General features: G+C 36.6%; 17 protein-coding genes and 2 pseudogenes. 6 read left to right on the top strand and 13 right to left on the bottom strand.

All coding sequences use genetic code 11. The features are described 5' to 3' along the window. The first annotated feature begins 5 nt into the window (after positions 1–5). Complete coding sequence (locus AC5WOE_RS07655; RefSeq protein WP_496049944.1) at positions 6–560, top strand: GNAT family N-acetyltransferase; 555 nt, start codon at positions 6–8, stop codon at positions 558–560. A 17-nt stretch (positions 561–577) separates the two neighbouring features. Here the strand turns inward: AC5WOE_RS07655 and AC5WOE_RS07650 are convergent, their stop codons facing one another. The 3 genes from AC5WOE_RS07650 to AC5WOE_RS07640 all read right to left on the bottom strand — a co-directional run bounded on the left by AC5WOE_RS07650 (position 578) and on the right by AC5WOE_RS07640 (position 2,525). Then, complete coding sequence (locus tag AC5WOE_RS07650; RefSeq protein ID WP_496049943.1) at positions 578–1,225, bottom strand: TetR/AcrR family transcriptional regulator; 648 nt, start codon at positions 1,223–1,225, stop codon at positions 578–580. Positions 1,226–1,334: 109 nt separating this feature from the next. Beyond that, positions 1,335–1,661 carry a c-type cytochrome gene (locus tag AC5WOE_RS07645; RefSeq protein WP_496049942.1) on the bottom strand — a complete coding sequence of 109 codons (327 nt, stop codon included), beginning with the start codon at positions 1,659–1,661 and terminating at the stop codon, positions 1,335–1,337. Positions 1,662–1,673: 12 nt separating this feature from the next. After that, entirely contained in the window at positions 1,674–2,525 is an 852-nt protein-coding gene (locus AC5WOE_RS07640; RefSeq protein WP_496049941.1) for a cytochrome c oxidase assembly protein, read from the bottom strand. 170 nt (positions 2,526–2,695) lie between these two features. Between AC5WOE_RS07640 and AC5WOE_RS07635 the strand changes: the two genes are divergently transcribed. Next, positions 2,696–3,127: a hypothetical protein gene (locus AC5WOE_RS07635; protein WP_496049940.1), complete on the top strand. Its 432-nt coding sequence runs from the start codon at positions 2,696–2,698 to the stop codon at positions 3,125–3,127. A gap of 1,963 nt (positions 3,128–5,090) precedes the next feature. Next, positions 5,091–5,772, top strand: a pseudogene (locus tag AC5WOE_RS07630) (DNA alkylation repair protein). Positions 5,773–5,903: 131 nt separating this feature from the next. On the opposite strand, the gene AC5WOE_RS07625 reads toward AC5WOE_RS07630, so the two are convergent. From AC5WOE_RS07625 to AC5WOE_RS07600, 6 genes and pseudogenes are all read right to left on the bottom strand, one after another. Continuing rightward, complete coding sequence (locus AC5WOE_RS07625) at positions 5,904–6,209, bottom strand: Ada metal-binding domain-containing protein (RefSeq protein WP_496049938.1); 306 nt, start codon at positions 6,207–6,209, stop codon at positions 5,904–5,906. 20 nt (positions 6,210–6,229) lie between these two features. Further along, entirely contained in the window at positions 6,230–7,048 is an 819-nt protein-coding gene (locus tag AC5WOE_RS07620) for an SPL family radical SAM protein (protein ID WP_496052274.1), read from the bottom strand. 36 nt (positions 7,049–7,084) lie between these two features. Further along, positions 7,085–7,619 (bottom strand): annotated as a pseudogene (adaB, locus tag AC5WOE_RS07615) (methylated-DNA--[protein]-cysteine S-methyltransferase). 1 nt (position 7,620) lies between these two features. Then, positions 7,621–8,241, bottom strand: a complete 621-nt coding sequence (locus tag AC5WOE_RS07610; RefSeq protein ID WP_496052273.1) for a bifunctional transcriptional activator/DNA repair enzyme AdaA — start codon at positions 8,239–8,241, stop codon at positions 7,621–7,623. An 88-nt stretch (positions 8,242–8,329) separates the two neighbouring features. After that, complete coding sequence (locus AC5WOE_RS07605) at positions 8,330–9,043, bottom strand: 2OG-Fe(II) oxygenase (protein WP_496049934.1); 714 nt, start codon at positions 9,041–9,043, stop codon at positions 8,330–8,332. 1,377 nt (positions 9,044–10,420) lie between these two features. Further along, positions 10,421–10,576 (bottom strand): hypothetical protein, encoded by a 156-nt coding sequence (locus tag AC5WOE_RS07600; RefSeq protein ID WP_496049933.1) that lies wholly within the window; start codon positions 10,574–10,576, stop codon positions 10,421–10,423. A gap of 83 nt (positions 10,577–10,659) precedes the next feature. Here AC5WOE_RS07600 and AC5WOE_RS07595 point away from each other — a divergent pair, with 83 nt between their 5' ends. Next, positions 10,660–12,198 carry a recombinase family protein gene (locus AC5WOE_RS07595; RefSeq protein WP_496052272.1) on the top strand — a complete coding sequence of 513 codons (1,539 nt, stop codon included), beginning with the start codon at positions 10,660–10,662 and terminating at the stop codon, positions 12,196–12,198. Further along, the gene (locus tag AC5WOE_RS07590; RefSeq protein ID WP_496052271.1) at positions 12,179–13,186 is read left to right on the top strand and encodes a UDP-N-acetylmuramoyl-tripeptide--D-alanyl-D-alanine ligase; all 1,008 of its coding nucleotides are present in this window, start codon (positions 12,179–12,181) and stop codon (positions 13,184–13,186) included. Before AC5WOE_RS07595 ends, AC5WOE_RS07590 begins: the two co-directional genes overlap by 20 nt. A gap of 61 nt (positions 13,187–13,247) precedes the next feature. On the opposite strand, the gene AC5WOE_RS07585 is transcribed toward AC5WOE_RS07590, so the two are convergent. Beyond that, complete coding sequence (locus AC5WOE_RS07585; protein ID WP_496049930.1) at positions 13,248–14,447, bottom strand: cytochrome P450 family protein; 1,200 nt, start codon at positions 14,445–14,447, stop codon at positions 13,248–13,250. A 73-nt stretch (positions 14,448–14,520) separates the two neighbouring features. Beyond that, positions 14,521–15,681, bottom strand: a complete 1,161-nt coding sequence (locus tag AC5WOE_RS07580) for an MFS transporter (protein WP_496052270.1) — start codon at positions 15,679–15,681, stop codon at positions 14,521–14,523. 202 nt (positions 15,682–15,883) lie between these two features. On the opposite strand from AC5WOE_RS07580, the gene AC5WOE_RS07575 reads away from it, so the two are divergent. Further along, entirely contained in the window at positions 15,884–16,777 is an 894-nt protein-coding gene (locus AC5WOE_RS07575; protein WP_496052269.1) for a LysR family transcriptional regulator, read from the top strand. 111 nt (positions 16,778–16,888) lie between these two features. Here AC5WOE_RS07575 and AC5WOE_RS07570 read toward each other — a convergent pair whose 3' ends face one another. Together AC5WOE_RS07570 and AC5WOE_RS07565 are read right to left on the bottom strand one after the other, a co-directional pair. Next, positions 16,889–17,425 (bottom strand): NADPH-dependent FMN reductase, encoded by a 537-nt coding sequence (locus tag AC5WOE_RS07570; RefSeq protein ID WP_496049927.1) that lies wholly within the window; start codon positions 17,423–17,425, stop codon positions 16,889–16,891. Positions 17,426–17,524: 99 nt separating this feature from the next. Further along, the gene (locus tag AC5WOE_RS07565; protein ID WP_496052268.1) at positions 17,525–18,115 is read right to left on the bottom strand and encodes a YczE/YyaS/YitT family protein; all 591 of its coding nucleotides are present in this window, start codon (positions 18,113–18,115) and stop codon (positions 17,525–17,527) included. Positions 18,116–18,202: the final 87 nt, after the last annotated feature.

The raw sequence follows: 18,202 nt of genomic DNA, 5'->3' as shown, positions 1-18,202 counted from the left end.
TATGAATGCTACAAACAAACGGTCTTTATATTCGTCCCCTAAACGTAAAAGATGTAGATTCCCTTTATCACTATTGGCAAGAAAATCGAGCATTCTTGGAACCATATAACCCCATACGACCCGAATCTTACTATCTTATAGAAGGACAACTGGAAAAGATTAAAACCGAAATAAACGACTGGGAAAATGATCGATCCTATGGATTTGGTATATTCCTTTACGACCATCAACTTATCGGCAGACTAACATTGAGTAACATTGTGCGGGCTTCGTGGCAAAATTGTACTATTGGTTACTCCATAGCAGAGGGTATGCAAGGCAAAGGTTACATGACATTAGCAATCAAACTTGCTCTGCAATTTGCTTTTGAAGAAGTAGGTCTCCATCGTGTACAAGCAGGAGTCATGCCCCATAATAAAGGATCTATCCGAGTGTTAGAAAAAAATGGATTCCTAAATGAAGGTTTGTCCAAATATCATGTACAGATTTTTGGGATATGGGAAGATCATGAGATATTCGCAATCACAACAGAAACTTGGAATCTCATAAAAAACAAGTAGAATTGCTTTTTTTGACTCTACTTGTTTTCTCCTTTTATACCATGTAACATCAGTTCGACTGTCCACTTTAATTCTTCATCTTCATTACCTGCTGATAAAATATCTGGAACTGCATTTTTAGCCAATAAATAACCGAATACAGAAGACATAATACCCCTTATCAAGACACGATTAGGTAGATCATCTCTTATCTTTCCAATTGCTTTTAAACGGTTTATTTTTTGACTAACAATATCAATAACATGCTTCCCCACATTTTCTTTTAATGCTTCACGAATATCAGGATGAAATAAACTTTCGATTAATACAATTCGTATCGTCTTCCAATTTTTTTCCACTAATTCCGTTCGATCTTCGATCAAGTCTTGCAAAATCTCTTCAATTGGCTTTTCTTGTTCTAAAATCTCTACAAGTGTATTTAAAATAAAGGGGCTAGCAAACTTTGAGATTACGGGAATAACTAATCGAAGGAGCAGTCCTTTTTTGGTACGATAATGTTTAAAAATGGTTGCCTCTGCAACACCTGCGAACTTTGCTATCTCACTAGTAGTCGTGCCATTGTATCCTTTTTCTGCAAACAGATGAATTGCTGCTTCTAATATATTTTGCTGCTTTTCCGTCAATTTTTTTTGGTCTTCCGCTAAATCTTGCATCCATCTATCCATACTGCTGTTCACCTACTCCGTTACACATTTTCATCTTCATGATAATATCATAACAACTGAAAGATTCATCAATTGCAAACATCCAATAAAAAATAGACACTGTATGTGTCTATTTTTTATTGGATAGCCATGCTGCTAATTTTTCTTGATCTGCTTTTGGTATAAACGATTGGGAAGGCATACTGCCTTTACCATTTTTCATTATCGTTAAAATTTGTTCCTTAGAATATGTTTTCCCCACATGTTGTAGTGCTGGACCATATCCACCTTCTAAATTTCCACCATGGCAAGTAGAACAATGATTTTGAAAGAGAGTCTCTTCTGCAGATAACTGCTGAGTTGTTTTCGGTGTCTCAGATTTGTTGTTTGAAGTGCTACAAGCAGCAAATAGTAAAAATAGGGAAACGATTGGAATGAGGAGCCATCTTTTTTTCAAAACTTTCTCTCCTTACGGTTTGTCTGTAGCAAGTTGACTTTTTTTCCATTCTGCTAACTCTTTTTCATCTTGTGCCCGCTGGATGCGAAACCATCTGGAAAAGACAAGAGCAATTGCTGTAATGTAAACCACTTCCTGTGTAATCTTCATGATCACGCCACCAGTTTGCTGATCTTGCAGGGGTGTCATGATCGAAAATGGTGAAACCTGACTGTACATGGGATAGATTGTGGTATCAGCAAACATAATTAATGCACAAGCTGGTGTCAGTAAAACTCCATTTGCAAAAATGTAGGCCAATTTGTGTAATGGTTTTATTTTATCCATCTCTTCTACAGGACAAATAATAGGCCACCACATGCACAATGCGGTGATAAGTAAAATGGTGTGAGCAATATTATGATATAGATGGTTCTCCATAATCATATCAAAGACAGCTGGCACATGATACACAGAAAGAAGACCATTGAAAATAAACAAGATAATTAAAGGTTTCGTAAAGAAAGTCAACAAAGACCGAAAAACTTTTATTTTTAACAATGGACGAACGAACCATCCTGGAATACCGAGTAACAATAAGGGCGGCATTACGATGTATAAAATCGTCATCTGCGCCATATGCATACTGAACAATTCGTGCGACAACAAGGTCAGAGGACTACCTTCAGCAAAGTAGTAAAACATAAGTCCCACGATAAAAGAAAAACGATGGAGTCCAGAAACTGGTGTTGCTCCTGAAATAAACTTTACCAATGGACCAGTCAATAAAATATATACCAATGCAATCGCAATGAAAACCAAATTTAAAACAATATCCCAGTTATTTGCATATAAAAAAATCTGAAAGAATTGGGAACCACTCATAAGGACTCCTCCTCTCTTCATCATACATCGTTTTCTATCTTAACACCTGTTATCTCTAAATGCCATGATCCATTGTTAAACTTTCTCAACAATTTGGGTACTTACCCATCTCCACTTTTCACTTGATCGAATAAGATAGCGCAGAAGAGAGAAATATGGGAGGGAGAAAAGTGAGGGCTACTACTCTCGGAAAAGCTGTAAACATCATGAAAGGAAAATTACTGTCTGGTAAACCGAACTTACCTATTCATGAAATAAACTTTGCCAGATTTCGTTCATTGAAATCCCATCAAATCTATGTTTACACCAAACAGAGTAAGTGGGAAAAACAACTAGCAGCAATTCAAAAAGTACGACCAGCTGCTGTTGTTATTCCTAATCATTTCAGTGCAAAAGGTATCCCTGCAAGTGTAGCTATAATACGAGCAAAAGACCCCTATGCAGCCTACTGGAAAATGGCTTTGTGGAACTGGAAACAATTCCATCCAAAAGTAATTGGTATAACTGGAAGTGCGGGAAAATCAACGACTACCGCTATGGTAGCATCCATACTACGTCAGCACTTTCGTATGGTTCGAACTGATGGTAATCTAAATACATAATCATTCACTTTATACCAAATTAAATAAAAAATTGAGGAACTTCAAATCTCCTCAAATCCATTTGGATGATCACCTGAGGAATTCGTGAAAAATTACCTAACTCAAATGGTAAACTTCCAACCCTCAGCTCTTGGAGGCATCGATTTACCGAAACGTTTCGGTGTTTCGTCTTTCGGTAGTCGGTAGGGCTCATCTTTTTAACTAAGTCGTATATCTATATATGAAAGTAATACATTCCTTATGTTTTCAACTTGTACCTGTCCAGCTCGCATATGCCATCTGCCTAACTGAGCTACTGCAAATTTAAGTCGTATAAAAAACGACAATTGGTGTAATAGCTCTACAAATACAAATAGGAGTACATAACGATCTACCTAGCATTACGATGAGTCGATAGATGTTTGGTTATGGTTGAAAACCATAGCCAAACAGTCTATCGCCCATTCGAAATGATTCGGTCAATCATGCAAGATATCTGTTGAATATCTTACATGATCTTCGCTCACCTCATATACACCTTATGAAGGTATATATGGTTGGGCTTAATCGTTATGTACTCTTGACTTTATGATGTCCTAAATAAGAACTATCATTCATCCTTTGGTGACTGAGATTATTTTCCAGCGCGACCTCTCAATCCGTGAGTCGGTTCCGTAACCCTGTTTGACATAGTCATCGCCTAGAAAAGGAAGATCAAGCTTATTGCAAAAATCAAATAGCCTCTATTCATATTCATCATCCCAAGATAAGGAGTTAGGAAAAAATAACCAATTTCTGAAAATTCGATATTACACCTTTTCGAGAAGAAATGCAAAAATACAGGATTTACCCAGAAAAATATTAACTGTTTTGAATAAATGATATAATAGAAATGTTGGTAAACTTATAAGAGGGAGTGTTTCCTACCGGAAAGATAATCACTATAACTACCCAAACCCCAAACGAATGGAACACAACGGAAGATAATCTTAGTCTTAAAGTGGCTGAGTTACAAATTTAGAAAGTGAAAAATGTTGATAAATCTAAAAAAGGGAGTGCTTACCATCGAAAAAATTATCCTGAGCCCAAACGAATGGAACACGACAGAAGAAAGTTTGAACCTTATATTTACCGAGCTACAAACTTAGAGAGTGTGAAAAAGAGGGATAATCCCCTCTTTTTTTATGTCATCAGATAGATTCCATAATATGATTCCGTTTCCCCTCAGTAGCCGTTTGCTGGTTCTATCAAGCTAAGAAAAGTAAACTAGCTATCCTACTAGATGTCTAGTTCAGAGCATCACACTTCCCATTGTCATATGTATTTTTAGAATTCATAAATAATTAACTTGAAAATTCTTGTTTTCGTATACTATAGTTATATTGGATGGGTGGAGGGTAGAGTACCTGTCAATTAAGACGTCTGGCAATTGCTAGATTTTGCAGAATAATGATGTATCGGTCTACATCACTGCAGAGGGTGTAGAAGACCCTCCGTCTGCGAGTGGCCGGATCCAAATCAATTTTGGAATGATTCCCAGTCTAAAAAGCTCGATTAATATAAAATAGAACATTCACCCAAAACAAAAAAACACACTATTCTTTCTTTAATGATTTAAAAAAGGAAAGGATGGCGTGTTTTTTATGAATCTATCCACCAAAGAAGAATTTCATTTATTTTCACAGACATTGCAAAAATATCTCTCTCCTACCAAACTGAAACAGTTGGCAAGAGCAACTAAATAAGGAAAATGTGGATTTACAACATTAAGGGATTCCGACAAGAAAATGAATACATTTGCAAGAGGAACATTTTCACCGGTCAATTACTAAGTGTTATTGCTGCATCAATAATATTTCGATATCTTGCTGTTATATTCATTTCTTGGCTTTTTCAAAAAAGAATCAGTTATAGTATAACTGTTAGAATAACAACAAAGCTTAGCTCATAAAGTTACCGAATTCAAGCTAACAGGAGTGTAACAATGGAAAATCCAATTAGAAAACAAATCTTTGAACTCATTGATACAGACTATCAGAAATTTTCGGCCGCACTTATACCTACTATTAACAATGTATTAGGTGTTCGGCCCAGAGCTTCGTAAAATAGCAAAAAAAATTGCAAAGGGGGACTGGCGAACTTACCTTGAAACTGCAAAAGATGAATATTTTGAGGAAATCATGCTGCAAGGTATGGTCATTGGCTATGTTAAGACGGATATTGAAGAACTCCTGTCTTATGTGGCTTCGTTCGTGCCAAAAATTGATAATTGGTCGGTATGTGATAGCTTTTGTACAGGTCTAAAATTTACAAAGGAAAATAAAGAGTGTGTATGGGAGTTTTTACAGCCCTATCTATCTTCAAAGAAAGAATATGAGATACGATTTGGAGTGGTTATGCTCCTGGTCTTTTATATCGAGACTGAATACATCGACAGAGTGCTGAATCTCCTGGATTGTGTAAAGAATGAAGGGTTTTATGCAAAAATGGCGGTTGCATGGGCTGTCTCCATCAGTTATGTGAAGTTTCCCGATTCGACAATGGAATATTTGAGAAACAACACATTTGATGATTTTACATATAATAAAGCCTTGCAAAAAATTACGGAATCTAATCGTGTGGATAAAGAAACAAAAAATCTCATCCGCAGTATGAAACGAGGATAAGAAAGTAAAAAGAGGGCAATGAAATTGATACAAGTTGGCATATGAAATGTGTACGTTAGTGTATCATTGCGATTCTATTTACAAAAACCTGAACTTTTTGTCACGTGTTTTATACAATTTCATTATTTCTCTTATCTTTTTCTTTTCTCTTTCTTCCATTGTGCATATTTTTCAGGCATGCAAACTGCACATGGCCTGAAACCTGCTGATATAGCCGCCTGTTCATCGGCAAAAAACACGCGATGTTTCACGTATCCACCTTTTGCTATAGTTCGAAGTGTTGAAGGACAATCTAATTTACCATATAATTTCCCCCGTCGATACCCACCAAAAATACCTGGTGTATTACTTTGATATGGACGCATATCGGGACCTAGCAGTGTAAATGTCTTTTTTTCATTTCCATTTTCAGCACCTTCCGCATTTTTTTTACACATGTAATCACATCCTGTAATATTTACGGCTCAAACCCTGTCTGGCTCACATAAATCTGATTTTCCGGAAAGACACCTATAAATCTCTTATATACTTTTCTAATAGCTTGCGGCCCATACCATTCTTCTAAACCAAGTTGTGCATATTTTTTTTCAATTCCAAGTTTTTTTGTGCGTTTTCCTCCACTGCCATCGCCCATAAAGTAGTCGTCAATACATATCCGATCGACGAATGTCTTCAATTTCTCAGGAAAATAGTCCCCACTCGGTAATATGGGTGCTATCGCCACTTGGGTCGGTATTTTCGCATCCACTAATTTTACCAATGTCTTAAAGCGTGCCTGAATAGGAGGTGCCTTTGGAGTAAAATGTTTACGCATCGTTTCCGAATCCGTTTCAATCGTCATACTTACCCGGACTTTATCTTTTAAATGCTGCAGCAAATCGATATCTCGACTTACAAGTGGGCTTCTTGTCTGTACTAATAAAAAGTCAGGGGGATCTTCTATCATAACCTCTAGTAAAGATCGCGTCACTTTTTCTTTATGCTCTATGGGTTGATATGGGTCTGTACTTGATGACATAAATATGGTTACTTTCCCTTTGGCTTTGGCGCGATGAAGCTCCTTGCTTAATAAATTCGCAGCTCCGTTTTTAACATCAACCCAATCTCCCCATTCCCCTTCTCGAAAGAGGGATACAGGCATTTGGCGTACATAACAATATGAACACCCAAACGAACAACCTGTATAAGGATTTAGTGAATGAGTATACCCAGAAAGAAAGCCTGTACCTTTATTAAGAATGGTTTTTGGGTTTTTATAGAACAATTCACTTTTCATGACGGAACCTCCTTTCCATTCATTGTAAGGCAATAATCACTCCTTGTTGGATAATGCTTGTCTTTCCAAATCCAAAAGCAGTGTCTTCATTTCTAATCCACCACGATAGCCGGTTAATGATCCATTCTTTCCTACTACACGATGACAGGGAACAGTAATTAATACTGGATTAGCCCCAATCGCCGCACCTACAGCTCGAACAGCTGCTGGTTTATTTATATAATTTGCAATGTCTGAATAAGACTTAGTCTGTCCGTACGGAATTTCACAAAGTGCATTCCAAACTGCAAGCTGGAATGCTGTCCCATTGTAATTAAATGGAACAGTGAAGGTTTTCCGTTTTCCTTTTAGATACTGGGTAATTTCATCTGCATAGGGTTCAAGCTTTTTCACCATCTTCAACAAGAGGACTTCCCGTAAAGTGTTTCTTAGCCCATTCAGACAATTCCTCGAATGGTTTGTTCTGTGAACCAACAAACACAAGTCCCTTAGATGTTGATGCAATATAAAAATTCAAATCCTTAAACTTTAGCAAAGACCAATAAAGGGTTGGTTTATTCTTTGATTCCATTTTACATTTCCTCCATTTTACTCATTTGACGAAATTGCGCTGGTGGATGTCCGGTTTTCTTTTTAAATAAAGTAATAAAATAGGGCGTGTTAGGCATACCTACACATATGGCGATATCCCCAATCGCTTTATTTGTGTGAACCAAATACTCTTTAGCAGCGTTTAATCTAACCTGTTGGATATATTCAACTGGTGTGATGCCTTTAATTTTTTTAAACGTTCGATGCAAATGATAGGGGCTCCCGTGAGCAATATATGCTAACGTTTCTAGAGTTAATTTTTCTGTAAAATTTTTATCAATGTATTCAGTGATAAGAGCAACCCACTCACTATCAGGCAATTTCTCATTAGTAGGCTTGCAACGTTTACAAGGGCGAAAATTTGCATGGAGAGCTTGTTCTGCGCTTTGAAAAATACATACATTTTCTTTTTTTGGAACACGGGATTTGCAAGATGGTTTACAGAAAATCCCCGTGGTTTTTACAGCATAGAAAAATTGATCATTGTACGATGCATCATTATCTATAATTGCTTGCCACTTATCGTCTGTCATGATTTTCGCGTCATTCGAAATTCCATAATCAAGACTCTCTTGGTATTTATTATTAGTACTGTCCGGCACTTACTTCACCTCTCCTTACAGTATATCCCCTATAAATTCAAAATGGATGATTCTAGGAATAAAATAGCAAGATATTGAAATTTAATACCTACTTGGAATCATGAAAAATGATTCCAAGACCATATCGTTCTCCAGAAATAACTGTACTTACTCCATGACGAACCTTATTTTTGTAATATCCTTTTTTGCCAAGAGCAGGTCTATGGTTAGTAGGAAAGATAAGCGCACTGCCTTGTTCTAAAGTAATCACATGTCCCCTGCTCTGAGCACGAGGAATTTGTTCCACTAATAAAGACTCACCACCCGTATAGTCTTTATCTCGTTGATTTATTACAAATACTACTTGAAATGGGAAAAACACCTCTCCATATAAATCTTGGTGCAAACAATTAAACCCACCTGTTTCATATTTTAAAATTAAGGGTGTCGGTCTGGTTTGTTCATATTCTTCACATGTTTTCAAAAAATCTTGAAGATGATCCGGAAACTGTTCTGATTTCTTTAAATAACCCAACCATCGATTTGCTGTTTTGGCCAACTCTGGATAAAAGGACTCTCTTAAACTTTGAATGATGTCAGGTAATGGATAGGAAAAATATTTGTACTCCCCATTCCCAAAGCGATATCTCGTCATATTGATTGTCGCTCTGTATGACTCTTCCACACTATAAAGTTCCATGATGGAGTCGCATTCCTCTTTTGTTAAAATCGCTGAAAGCTTTGCAAATCCTTGATCATCTAATTCGTTTTGAATTGAATCCCAATTTAAGCTTTTGACACGTGTTTTTATATCTTGGACCATTTTTATCATCTCCTATTTAGCAATATTCTTGATAACTAACACTATAACCCCATAAATAAGAAAAAATAAGGCTTTTAGAATGTAATAGCAAGATAACAAAATTAGTAAAGATTATTATGTGATAAATACTTCTAGGGTTTTCGGTTAGGTCAACTTCCTCGAAAAGATCCATACATAAAAACAACAACTCTAGTAAAAACACACAAAGGTTGTTTTTACTAGAGTTGTTGATAGAAGTATATGCCAGTCCTGATTACTAAAGTTATTTCTATGTACAACACCCATGTTTGTAATATAAACCAGTTTAGAATTTCCACTGCTCCGCACCTAAAGCGCGAATTTCATTCAATCGATTAATTGTCTTGATGATTCCTGGAGTATCGGCATTCACAGGAGCTTTTTGTAACCGATCCAAATGGTTTTGGCATCTGTTTGAAGCGATTTTTCCAGCGCTTCAAACTACTCAGGAGTGTGACTATTGTTGTCTTCCGCTCGATGAGGTTTGTTGTAAATATAAAATTTTTTATCAGCATCATAACATGGATGAAAAAACTGCTTTGTATGTTCTCGGAATACTCTTTTCATGCCCTCTGGAGAAATGTATAGGATATCAAGTTCATTATCTTCAAGTATTCCTATCGTTCCAATCTAAACTTTTACAATATATTAACTTGTATATATACATTCTTTTCTTTATTATCAACATGTGGTCTGTTACCGAACAGAAAGGAGACCACAAATGTCAGAGGAAGAGACCAAGGGTCTTGGTGCCATCTCCATCGGACGGGTACATCCGTCTAAGTTGTCCCATGAAAGGGACAACGAGGAGGGGCACTCCAGCGGTACTTCCGAGGACAACACTCAGGGGAATGAGAAATAAAACTCGAATCCCTCTCTGACATACGCTGGGTGGTGAGCATTCGTTCACCACCCAGCACCTAATTTATATTGAAACATGATCTATCAACGATATCGAAACAAAATAAGCATAACAACTGTTGCGCCATGCTTTCCCTTTATAAAATAACCTTGCCCACTCTTTCATCCATGCACCTCTATAAACAATAACAACTCTTATTTTGATTAAAACACGACGGACGCTCAGTATCCGCTAATATTACTACGAACACCTAGCACCACTGTGCCGGGGGATCACTTGCCGTCCTTCCCCTTCCCTTGGATCTTGTCGGCAACCTTCTATGCGGTCTTCTCTGCTTCCTAATCGTGATAATATCTATTTCAATATGGGAAGTTAGAGTAATTGAACCAGTAACAGTGATTTAACCATCTCCCTTTTGCTGTCTTTATATTCAGTTTGTACCAACTTGAATGAATGAGAAAATCCTTTTATAGTGATATTAATAAACAAGATCGCTTTTATTTTTCTGATATCATATTCATCCATAATAACCATATTTGTTTCTTTATTTCTTCTAATCTTTTTATTCTCTCTTCATCCGTAATTTGCGGGGCAACAACATATATCGTTGTACCTCCTATCTGATATACTTGGCTATATTGATGATCTTGCATATGGATCACCTCTGTAAATCGTATGCAATCCCATCCTGAGGACAATCTCATTATTTATCATTCAAAAGGTGTGAATTTTCTTAATGGAACGAGTAGCTATTTACCTCCGGAAATCGAGAAGTGATATTGAAGCAGAAGCACGAGGCGAAGGAGAAACCCTCGCAAAACATAAAAAGGCATTACTGCAAGTAGCGGAACAGCAAAATCTAAATATCGTTAAAATCAGACAGGAAATCGCATCAGGAGAAAGCCTCCTCCATCGCCCAGAGATGATGGAATTGCTAAAAGAAATTGAAGCGGAAAAATATGAAGCTGTTCTGGTTATGGACATGGACCGTCTAGGGCGTGGAAACATGAAGGAACAAGGTCTAATCTTAGAAACGTTTCGAAATTCCAATACAAAGATAATTACACCACGTAAAAGCTATGATCTTCATGATGAATGGGATGAAGAATACTCGGAATTCGAAGCTTTTATGGCTCGAAAGGAATTAAAAATTATTACTCGTCGTCTACAAGGTGGACGTATCCGATCAGCTGAGGAAGGAAACTTTATTGCAACTCGTCCACCTTATGGTTACAAAGTGAAAGAAGATACGAATAGTCGTTATTTAGTTCCAAATGAAGAAACAGCTCCAATTGTGAAAATGATTTTTGAATTATATACAAATGATGATCCTAATGAGCGACTGGGATCAAGTAGAATTGCTGATGTATTGAATGCCCAGGGAATACGAACTTATGAAGATAAGTTATGGAATGGATACTTGGTGAGAAACATCTTAAAAAATGCTGCATATGCTGGCCGGATACAATGGAAAAAAACACAATCTTCTCAAACAAAGAATAACAAACTAGGCTCTGTTAAAAGACCACAAGAAGACTGGATTGATGTAGAAGGTAAACATGAACCCATCATTTCAATGGAAATGTACAAAAAAACACAGAATATCCTAAAGAATAGGAGTCATGTCCCCCACAAGTCTTCGAATAAGATTGCAAATCCATTGGCTGGACTGATTGAATGTGAAAACTGTGGATCATCGATGACATTAAAAACATTTTCGAAGCAGCCCCCCCACATCTATTGTTATAAGAGGAAGCAATGCAAAAACAGAAGTACACGTTTTTCTCATGTGGAGGATAGGGTAATTTCAGTACTTCATCAGTGGTTAGAACAATACGAGTTAAAATGGAATTCATCCGACCAGCCACATAACGAAAGTTCTATTTTGGAACTAAAAGAAACGACACTAAATAATTTGAATCAAGAATTAAAGAACTTGGAATCCCAAAAAGGTCGATTACATGATCTATTAGAGCGTGGGATTTATGATGAGGATACCTATCTAGAACGATCACAACATGTTGCTAATCGAATCATTGAAGTACATTCAACGATACTAAAGACCACGAATGAACTATCGAAAGAAAAAGAACGACTAAAAGCAAAAAAAGATATCATCCCTCGTGTGAAGCATGTGTTGGAAATTTACGATCAATTAGATGATCCAGCACAAAAAAATTCCTTACTAAAAAGCGTACTCGAAAAATGTACATATAAAAAAGAAGAACATCAACGAAACGACCAATTTACCCTGGTTGTTTATCCGAAAATTTAGTGTTATTATTTATTGGCATAAAGGGAACGTTAATACATTTTCCTTTTTACCAAATTACCTTATTCGCCTAAATGATCAACACAACTTACTTTTACTTGAAATTGGTATGAAAAGTTTAAATAATATTCGACGGCAGTGTAATATCGTAAAACCGCATATTGGAGTTGTCACCAATGTGGGCGAAGCCCATGCTGGCAGTTTAGGTGGGCTCTATCGTGTGGTAAAAGCAAAACAAGAGTTAGTGGAAGGTGTGCGTTCTGGTGGGGTTTTATACATCAATGCAGATGATGAACGTTCCAAACGTCTCGATCTAAAACGAACGAAAGCAAAAATACGAACATTCGGCCTGAGTGATAATGTTTATATTCGAGGAGAAAACATCAAATACTCTGCAAAAGGGATTCAATTTGATGTGATCATTCAATCCAAAAAAGCAAACATCTTCATCCCTACTTATGGAAAACATAATGTCTATAATGCGTTAGCTGCAATTGGTGTTGCTACAAGCATGGGGATATCTTTAACCAATATCCAACGTGGGTTGGCACGTTTTCGAACACCAAAGATGAGATTACAAGTACTATCTTCCAAAAAAGGTCGTACGCTTATCAATGATGCCTGGAACGCAAATCCAACTGCTATGAAAGCTGGATTAAATGTATTACAGCAAATCTCATATAAGCGACCAAAAATTGCTGTACTGGGTGACATGCTGGAGCTCGGGAATATTTCTGACAAATCTCATGCCTCCATTGGTCAGTATGTCGCAAAATTAAATATTGATCAATTGATTACGATTGGAATATTAGGAAGAAAAATAGCGTTGAGTGCTATCCGTAATGGCATGAATCCAAATAAAGTATTCTCATACTATCGTCACACACCAATGATTACACATATAAAAAATAGAGTCCCTTCCAATGCAGTAGTATATTTCAAAGCCTCGAGAAAGTTACATTTAGAAAAGGTTGTCCAAACATTGCGTTAAAAAACAATAACCCAACTATGGAACGTAGTTGGGTTATTCAGACTGAAGAAAAAGAGTTTTATTAATAGCGAACCGGTAATCCTACTAATCCTCTTAATAAAAACCCCGGACGATAGGAAAGTTGTTCTTCTGTAATTGTCAATGACAAGTTTGGCATACGGTTTACTAATACTTTTAGGGCGATTTCTCCCTCTAATCGAGCAAGCGGTGCACCAAGACAATAATGAATCCCGTGTCCAAAAGCCATATGTTTTACCGGTTTTCGATGGATATTAAAAATATTTCCATCAGATACCAATTCTTCGTCTCGGTTTATAGAGGCTAATACGATAAAGACCGTATCTCCTTGGCGAATCTGTTGTCCTTCAAATTCTATATCTTCTTTAGCCCATCGTGCAGTAGCTATCTCAATCGGACTATAAAAGCGAAGCACTTCTTCCATAGCAGAAGGAATCAACTTATTATCTTGTATTAGTTCATCCCATTGTTCTCGGTATTGCATCAAAGCAAGTATACTATTCCCAATTAGATTAACAGTCGTTTCATGACCAGCTAAAATGAGTAAAAGGATCATCCCGAATAACTGATCTTGAGATAATTTTTCTCCTTCGTCTCTAGCTTGAATCCATGCTGATATAAGATCTTCTTCAGGTGTGGCTGTTTTGATCGCTACTAATTTTTTCAGATAAGAAAAGAAGAGCTTATAATAGGGTTCTCCTGCTTTCATAGCTGCTGGATCATTGATGGCCTCTATCATGATATTGGACCATTTTTGAAAATCCCGCATATCCTTACTCGGGATACCTAACATTTGGGCTATAACAAGAAATGGCAGAGGAAATGCAAAATCTTTAATCAAACAAAATTCTTTGCCTTGTTTCTCTATGTCATCAATTAGTTTAGTGGCAAGCTCTTCAATCATTTGTTTTTGTCGATTGATAGCTTGTGGAGTAAAAGTAGGTTGAACAAATCTACGCAACTGGGTATGATCCGGCAAATCAGTGTTCAATAAATGACTCATAAAAAATTCTCGATAGTCATCAGGAAAAAATTGATAATTATTTTGTTCAGGAAAGATATGCGGATCTTTTATAAAATGAGGATCATTCATTATCTCTTGTGCATGTCTATATTTGGTTACTAACCAACCTCGAAGTCCACCTGGTAGTGTAATTGGATAAATCGGTTGTTCTTTTCTCATCTTCGCATAGGCTAGATGTGATTTCACTTTGAAATCTGATGAAAAAATATTAATACCCATTCTATTCCCCCTATTTTTACTTTTCCTGATATTGAAATTATAACGAAACCACTAAATTTGCGCATTTCTTATCTTATTGCGATACAACTTTTGACTGGGAAGAAAACATATATATTGTTACTATAAAAGCCAATATGACAGCAAGGGCACTAAACCAAGGATTATAAGAAACTGTGCCAAAAGCGTTTACTAACAAACCTCCTGCTCCAGCACCTGTAGCTAGTCCTAATTGCGCCATAGAAGAACTTGCACTCAATGCGAGTTCCGAGGACTGTGGAGACTGCTGGATAAAATACGTTTGCAAAGAAGGAATCGTTATATTGGAAACACCAACCCACAATGCTGCTAAAATTAAGGTTACATATAAAGAATCCGTAAAGAGAGGTAAAGTAATTAAGAAAACAGCATGAAATAAGACACTGTAGATAATAGTTACCGATGTTCCCCATTTATCTGAGCCATACCCACCAAATCGAGTTCCTATGATAGAAAAGATCCCAAAAACCAACATGCTCAAACTAATCGTATTCATATCAAGATGAAGATTTTCTTGTAAAAAAGGGGTTAAATACGTATAGCTTGAACCATAACCAGCGATCAAAAAGAAGAAAATGAGTAATCCATTGAAAATCTTGCCATTTTTCAAGATAGACAGTTGTTGTCGAATAGAAATAGGCTCATCTCCTTCTAGAGAAGGTATCAATTTTGTCAATGGAATCATAATAAGGAGACTAAAAACTGCCAACAGAATAAAGATCGACTTCCAGCCCAGCCACCCTGCTAAGGCTACTCCTGCTGGTACACCTAACACTAAAGCTGTTCCAAATCCAAGAGAAACAGTGCTTATGGCATTTCCGATTTTGTCTGCTGAGACCAATTTACTGGCCACACTCATTGCTACAACGATGAATACACCTGCACTTGCTCCCAGAATCACCCTTGCTGCCAACAAAATAAAATAAGGAAGAGGAAAACTAGATATCAGGTTACCAACTAAAAATAAACCAAGTGAACCTAGCAATACTTTTTTTCTTTCCATACGTGAAGTGATCGTGACGATTATGGGTGTACCTACCGCAAAAGCAAGCGAGAATGCTGTTACCAACTGACCTGCTAAGGCAACGGTTATATGAAGATCTTTTGCGATAATATTTACAATTCCAGCTACAATCATTTCTGAAGTACCTGTTAAAAAGGTGCCAATTGCCAATAAATAAATAGATAAATTTTTCATTCTAACCACCCTTATTATTTTTATAATATTCTTAATAATATTGTTTGAATGAATCCTAAAATGAAACATACTTTTTCATTTTATTTCGCTCCTGTTTATACAACTTGTTGATTGCTTATATGGTACAATGAAAAAAGAATAAATTAAAATATATATTTATATATAGATACATTCCATTTGGTATATGAATGAGGTGAACACTATGGAGCTGCTACAGCTTCAATATTTTCGCAAAGTTGCACAACTTGGTCATCTTACACGCGCAGCAGAAGAACTCCGTATTGCTCAACCCGCCCTAAGCAAAACAATCGCTAGATTAGAAAATGATTTAGGAGTCCCTTTATTCGACCGACAAAAACGTCAAATTCGCCTAAATGAATATGGACAAATCTTTTTAAAACAAGTGGAAATTGCATTAACAGCACTTGAGGAAGGAAAACAACAAATAGCAGATCAAGCCAATCTAATTCAAGGACGAGTGATATTAGCTTCTACCGATCACCAATGTGATGCAGAGTTAGTCCGATCTTTTTTAACCATGTTTCCAGATAATAAACTACTAATTAAACAAACATACTCCGAAATACAAAACCAAACATTTTTGCAAAATGGAGACATTGATTTTTACATCACATCTCTGCCAATAGATAACAATGCTTTAATTTGCTACCCTTTTGTTACGGAAGAAATATTTCTGGGAGTCCCCAAATCTCACAAACTTGCAAATCGGTCACGTGTTCGTCTCGCTGAATTTGCAGAAGAAGACTTTATTAGCTTACCTACCAGAAACCACTTTCGACAAATCACGGACAATTATTGTAAGGAAGCCGAATTCACACCGCAAACTGTTTGCGAAGTGGAAGAATTATCAGCAGTTAGCAGCTTTGTACAAAAAGAAATTGGTGTTGCTTTCTTAACTCAAGCCGTTACCCATCCTGAAATCATCTTATTACCTATTGAGGAACCTGTATGTAAACGCACCTTCCAACTTGTCTGGATGAAAGATCGATATTTATCTAAATCCGCACATAAATTTCAAGAATTTCTGATTCATTACTATCAAAAGCAAGAAAAAGTAAAAACCCTTACTAATTAAAGAAGGATAGCATCTGTCTTTCCTTAATTAATAAGGGTTTACCTTCATTTAACAGAGTATTCCTTTCAACAAAAGAAAGAGATCGTGATTGATACCACGACCTCTGATATATCATGAACGAAGCGTTTTTAATGCACCGCTCCAAGCAACTACTTGATCCAGCATCAGAGAGATATTGGTCAAATGAAGTTCAGCTGGTGTAAAGACACTGAAATTTTCAAAGTCGGTAAATAGAGATAGAGTTGGGTGCGTTTTTACATCTGCTACGAATAATTCACCAAGTATCCCTCTTAAATGCTCCGCTGCTCGAGCACCTCCAGTTGATCCATAACTAACTATCCCTGCTGCCTTGTTATTCCATTCGTCACGGGCTAAATCCAATGCATTTTTTAATGCACCAGTTATGCTGTGATTGTATTCAGGAGTCACAAATACAAAGCCATCCAAACTATCCAATTTATTGGTCCATGCTTCTGTCTGCTTTTCGCCTCCAGGCTCACCAAAAAAGGGTAATTTATAATCCGCTATATCTACGATTTCATAACTTGCATCTCCACGCTTATCCGCGATTTCCTTTATCCAGTTCCCAACTTGTGGACTTACTCTACCTGGTCTTGTACTCCCTAATATGATACCAATCTTCAGCATTAATACTGCCTCCTCACAAAAAATACAAGCATAATTATTATATACTATTTTTCAGAGTTTATAATTTGTAATTTTTTTAATAAAACACGGGTTTTATATTCACCCTGCACGGTTATTGCTTATTTTTTTCCATCCGGTCATAAAAAATTGAATAAGCGGACCAAAGAGAAGGGTGAATATAACCGTTCCCAGTCCAATTGATCCATGAAAAACAAGGGCAAATACTAGGGCAAAGAGTTCACCGATTGTTTTAGCAGACATAAGGGAAACTTGAAATCGATGAGACAATGCTAACATCAACTGATCAATAGGTGTTGGTGAAAAATTAGATAGTAAGTAAAGAGATGCTCCCATTGCAGCTATGAATAAACCAATCCAAAACATTGCCATTTGTGAAAGAAGACTATAGGGTGCTATTTCTAACCAACCTAACCACCAATCAATAAATAAACCTACAATAGCAATGGTAACAAAAGAAGAGTAGGTCGGTTTTCGTCTCCATAACCAAGCATTACACCAGATAAGTAGAAATCCAACCATAATAATCCAAAAACCGATGGATAGTCCCGTATTTTTCGACAAGCCAATATAAAATGCTTCCCATGCACCAGTACCCAAATGGGAGCGAATAATTAGAGCTAGTCCAAACGTTTTGATCAATAAACCAAAAATAAATTGTACAAACAGCATAGCTCATCCATCCATTTTTATTTGATGACACATTATATGAATGACAAGCATAACGAAGAACAAACTGTACCATATTTTGCCTTTCAA

Source organism: Shimazuella sp. NTD248, assembly GCF_059510395.1.
Note: the sequence above shows the minus strand (reverse complement) of the source record. Positions and strands in the feature narration are given on the sequence as shown.

Bases quoted from the DNA above. Each gene is read 5' to 3' on its own strand.
- AC5WOE_RS07655 (WP_496049944.1), top strand. From the start codon at position 6: ATGCTACAAACAAACGGTCTTTATATTCGTCCCCTAAACGTAAAAGAT.
- AC5WOE_RS07650 (WP_496049943.1), bottom strand. From the start codon at position 1,225: ATGGATAGATGGATGCAAGATTTAGCGGAAGACCAAAAAAAATTGACG.
- AC5WOE_RS07640 (WP_496049941.1), bottom strand. From the start codon at position 2,525: ATGAGTGGTTCCCAATTCTTTCAGATTTTTTTATATGCAAATAACTGG.
- AC5WOE_RS07625 (WP_496049938.1), bottom strand. From the start codon at position 6,209: ATGTGTAAAAAAAATGCGGAAGGTGCTGAAAATGGAAATGAAAAAAAG.
- AC5WOE_RS07620 (WP_496052274.1), bottom strand. From the start codon at position 7,048: ATGAAAAGTGAATTGTTCTATAAAAACCCAAAAACCATTCTTAATAAA.
- AC5WOE_RS07605 (WP_496049934.1), bottom strand. From the start codon at position 9,043: ATGGTCCAAGATATAAAAACACGTGTCAAAAGCTTAAATTGGGATTCA.
- AC5WOE_RS07600 (WP_496049933.1), bottom strand. From the start codon at position 10,576: ATGCAAGATCATCAATATAGCCAAGTATATCAGATAGGAGGTACAACG.
- AC5WOE_RS07595 (WP_496052272.1), top strand. From the start codon at position 10,660: ATGGAACGAGTAGCTATTTACCTCCGGAAATCGAGAAGTGATATTGAA.
- AC5WOE_RS07585 (WP_496049930.1), bottom strand. From the start codon at position 14,447: ATGGGTATTAATATTTTTTCATCAGATTTCAAAGTGAAATCACATCTA.
- AC5WOE_RS07580 (WP_496052270.1), bottom strand. From the start codon at position 15,681: ATGAAAAATTTATCTATTTATTTATTGGCAATTGGCACCTTTTTAACA.
- AC5WOE_RS07575 (WP_496052269.1), top strand. From the start codon at position 15,884: ATGGAGCTGCTACAGCTTCAATATTTTCGCAAAGTTGCACAACTTGGT.
- AC5WOE_RS07570 (WP_496049927.1), bottom strand. From the start codon at position 17,425: ATGCTGAAGATTGGTATCATATTAGGGAGTACAAGACCAGGTAGAGTA.
- AC5WOE_RS07565 (WP_496052268.1), bottom strand. From the start codon at position 18,115: ATGCTGTTTGTACAATTTATTTTTGGTTTATTGATCAAAACGTTTGGA.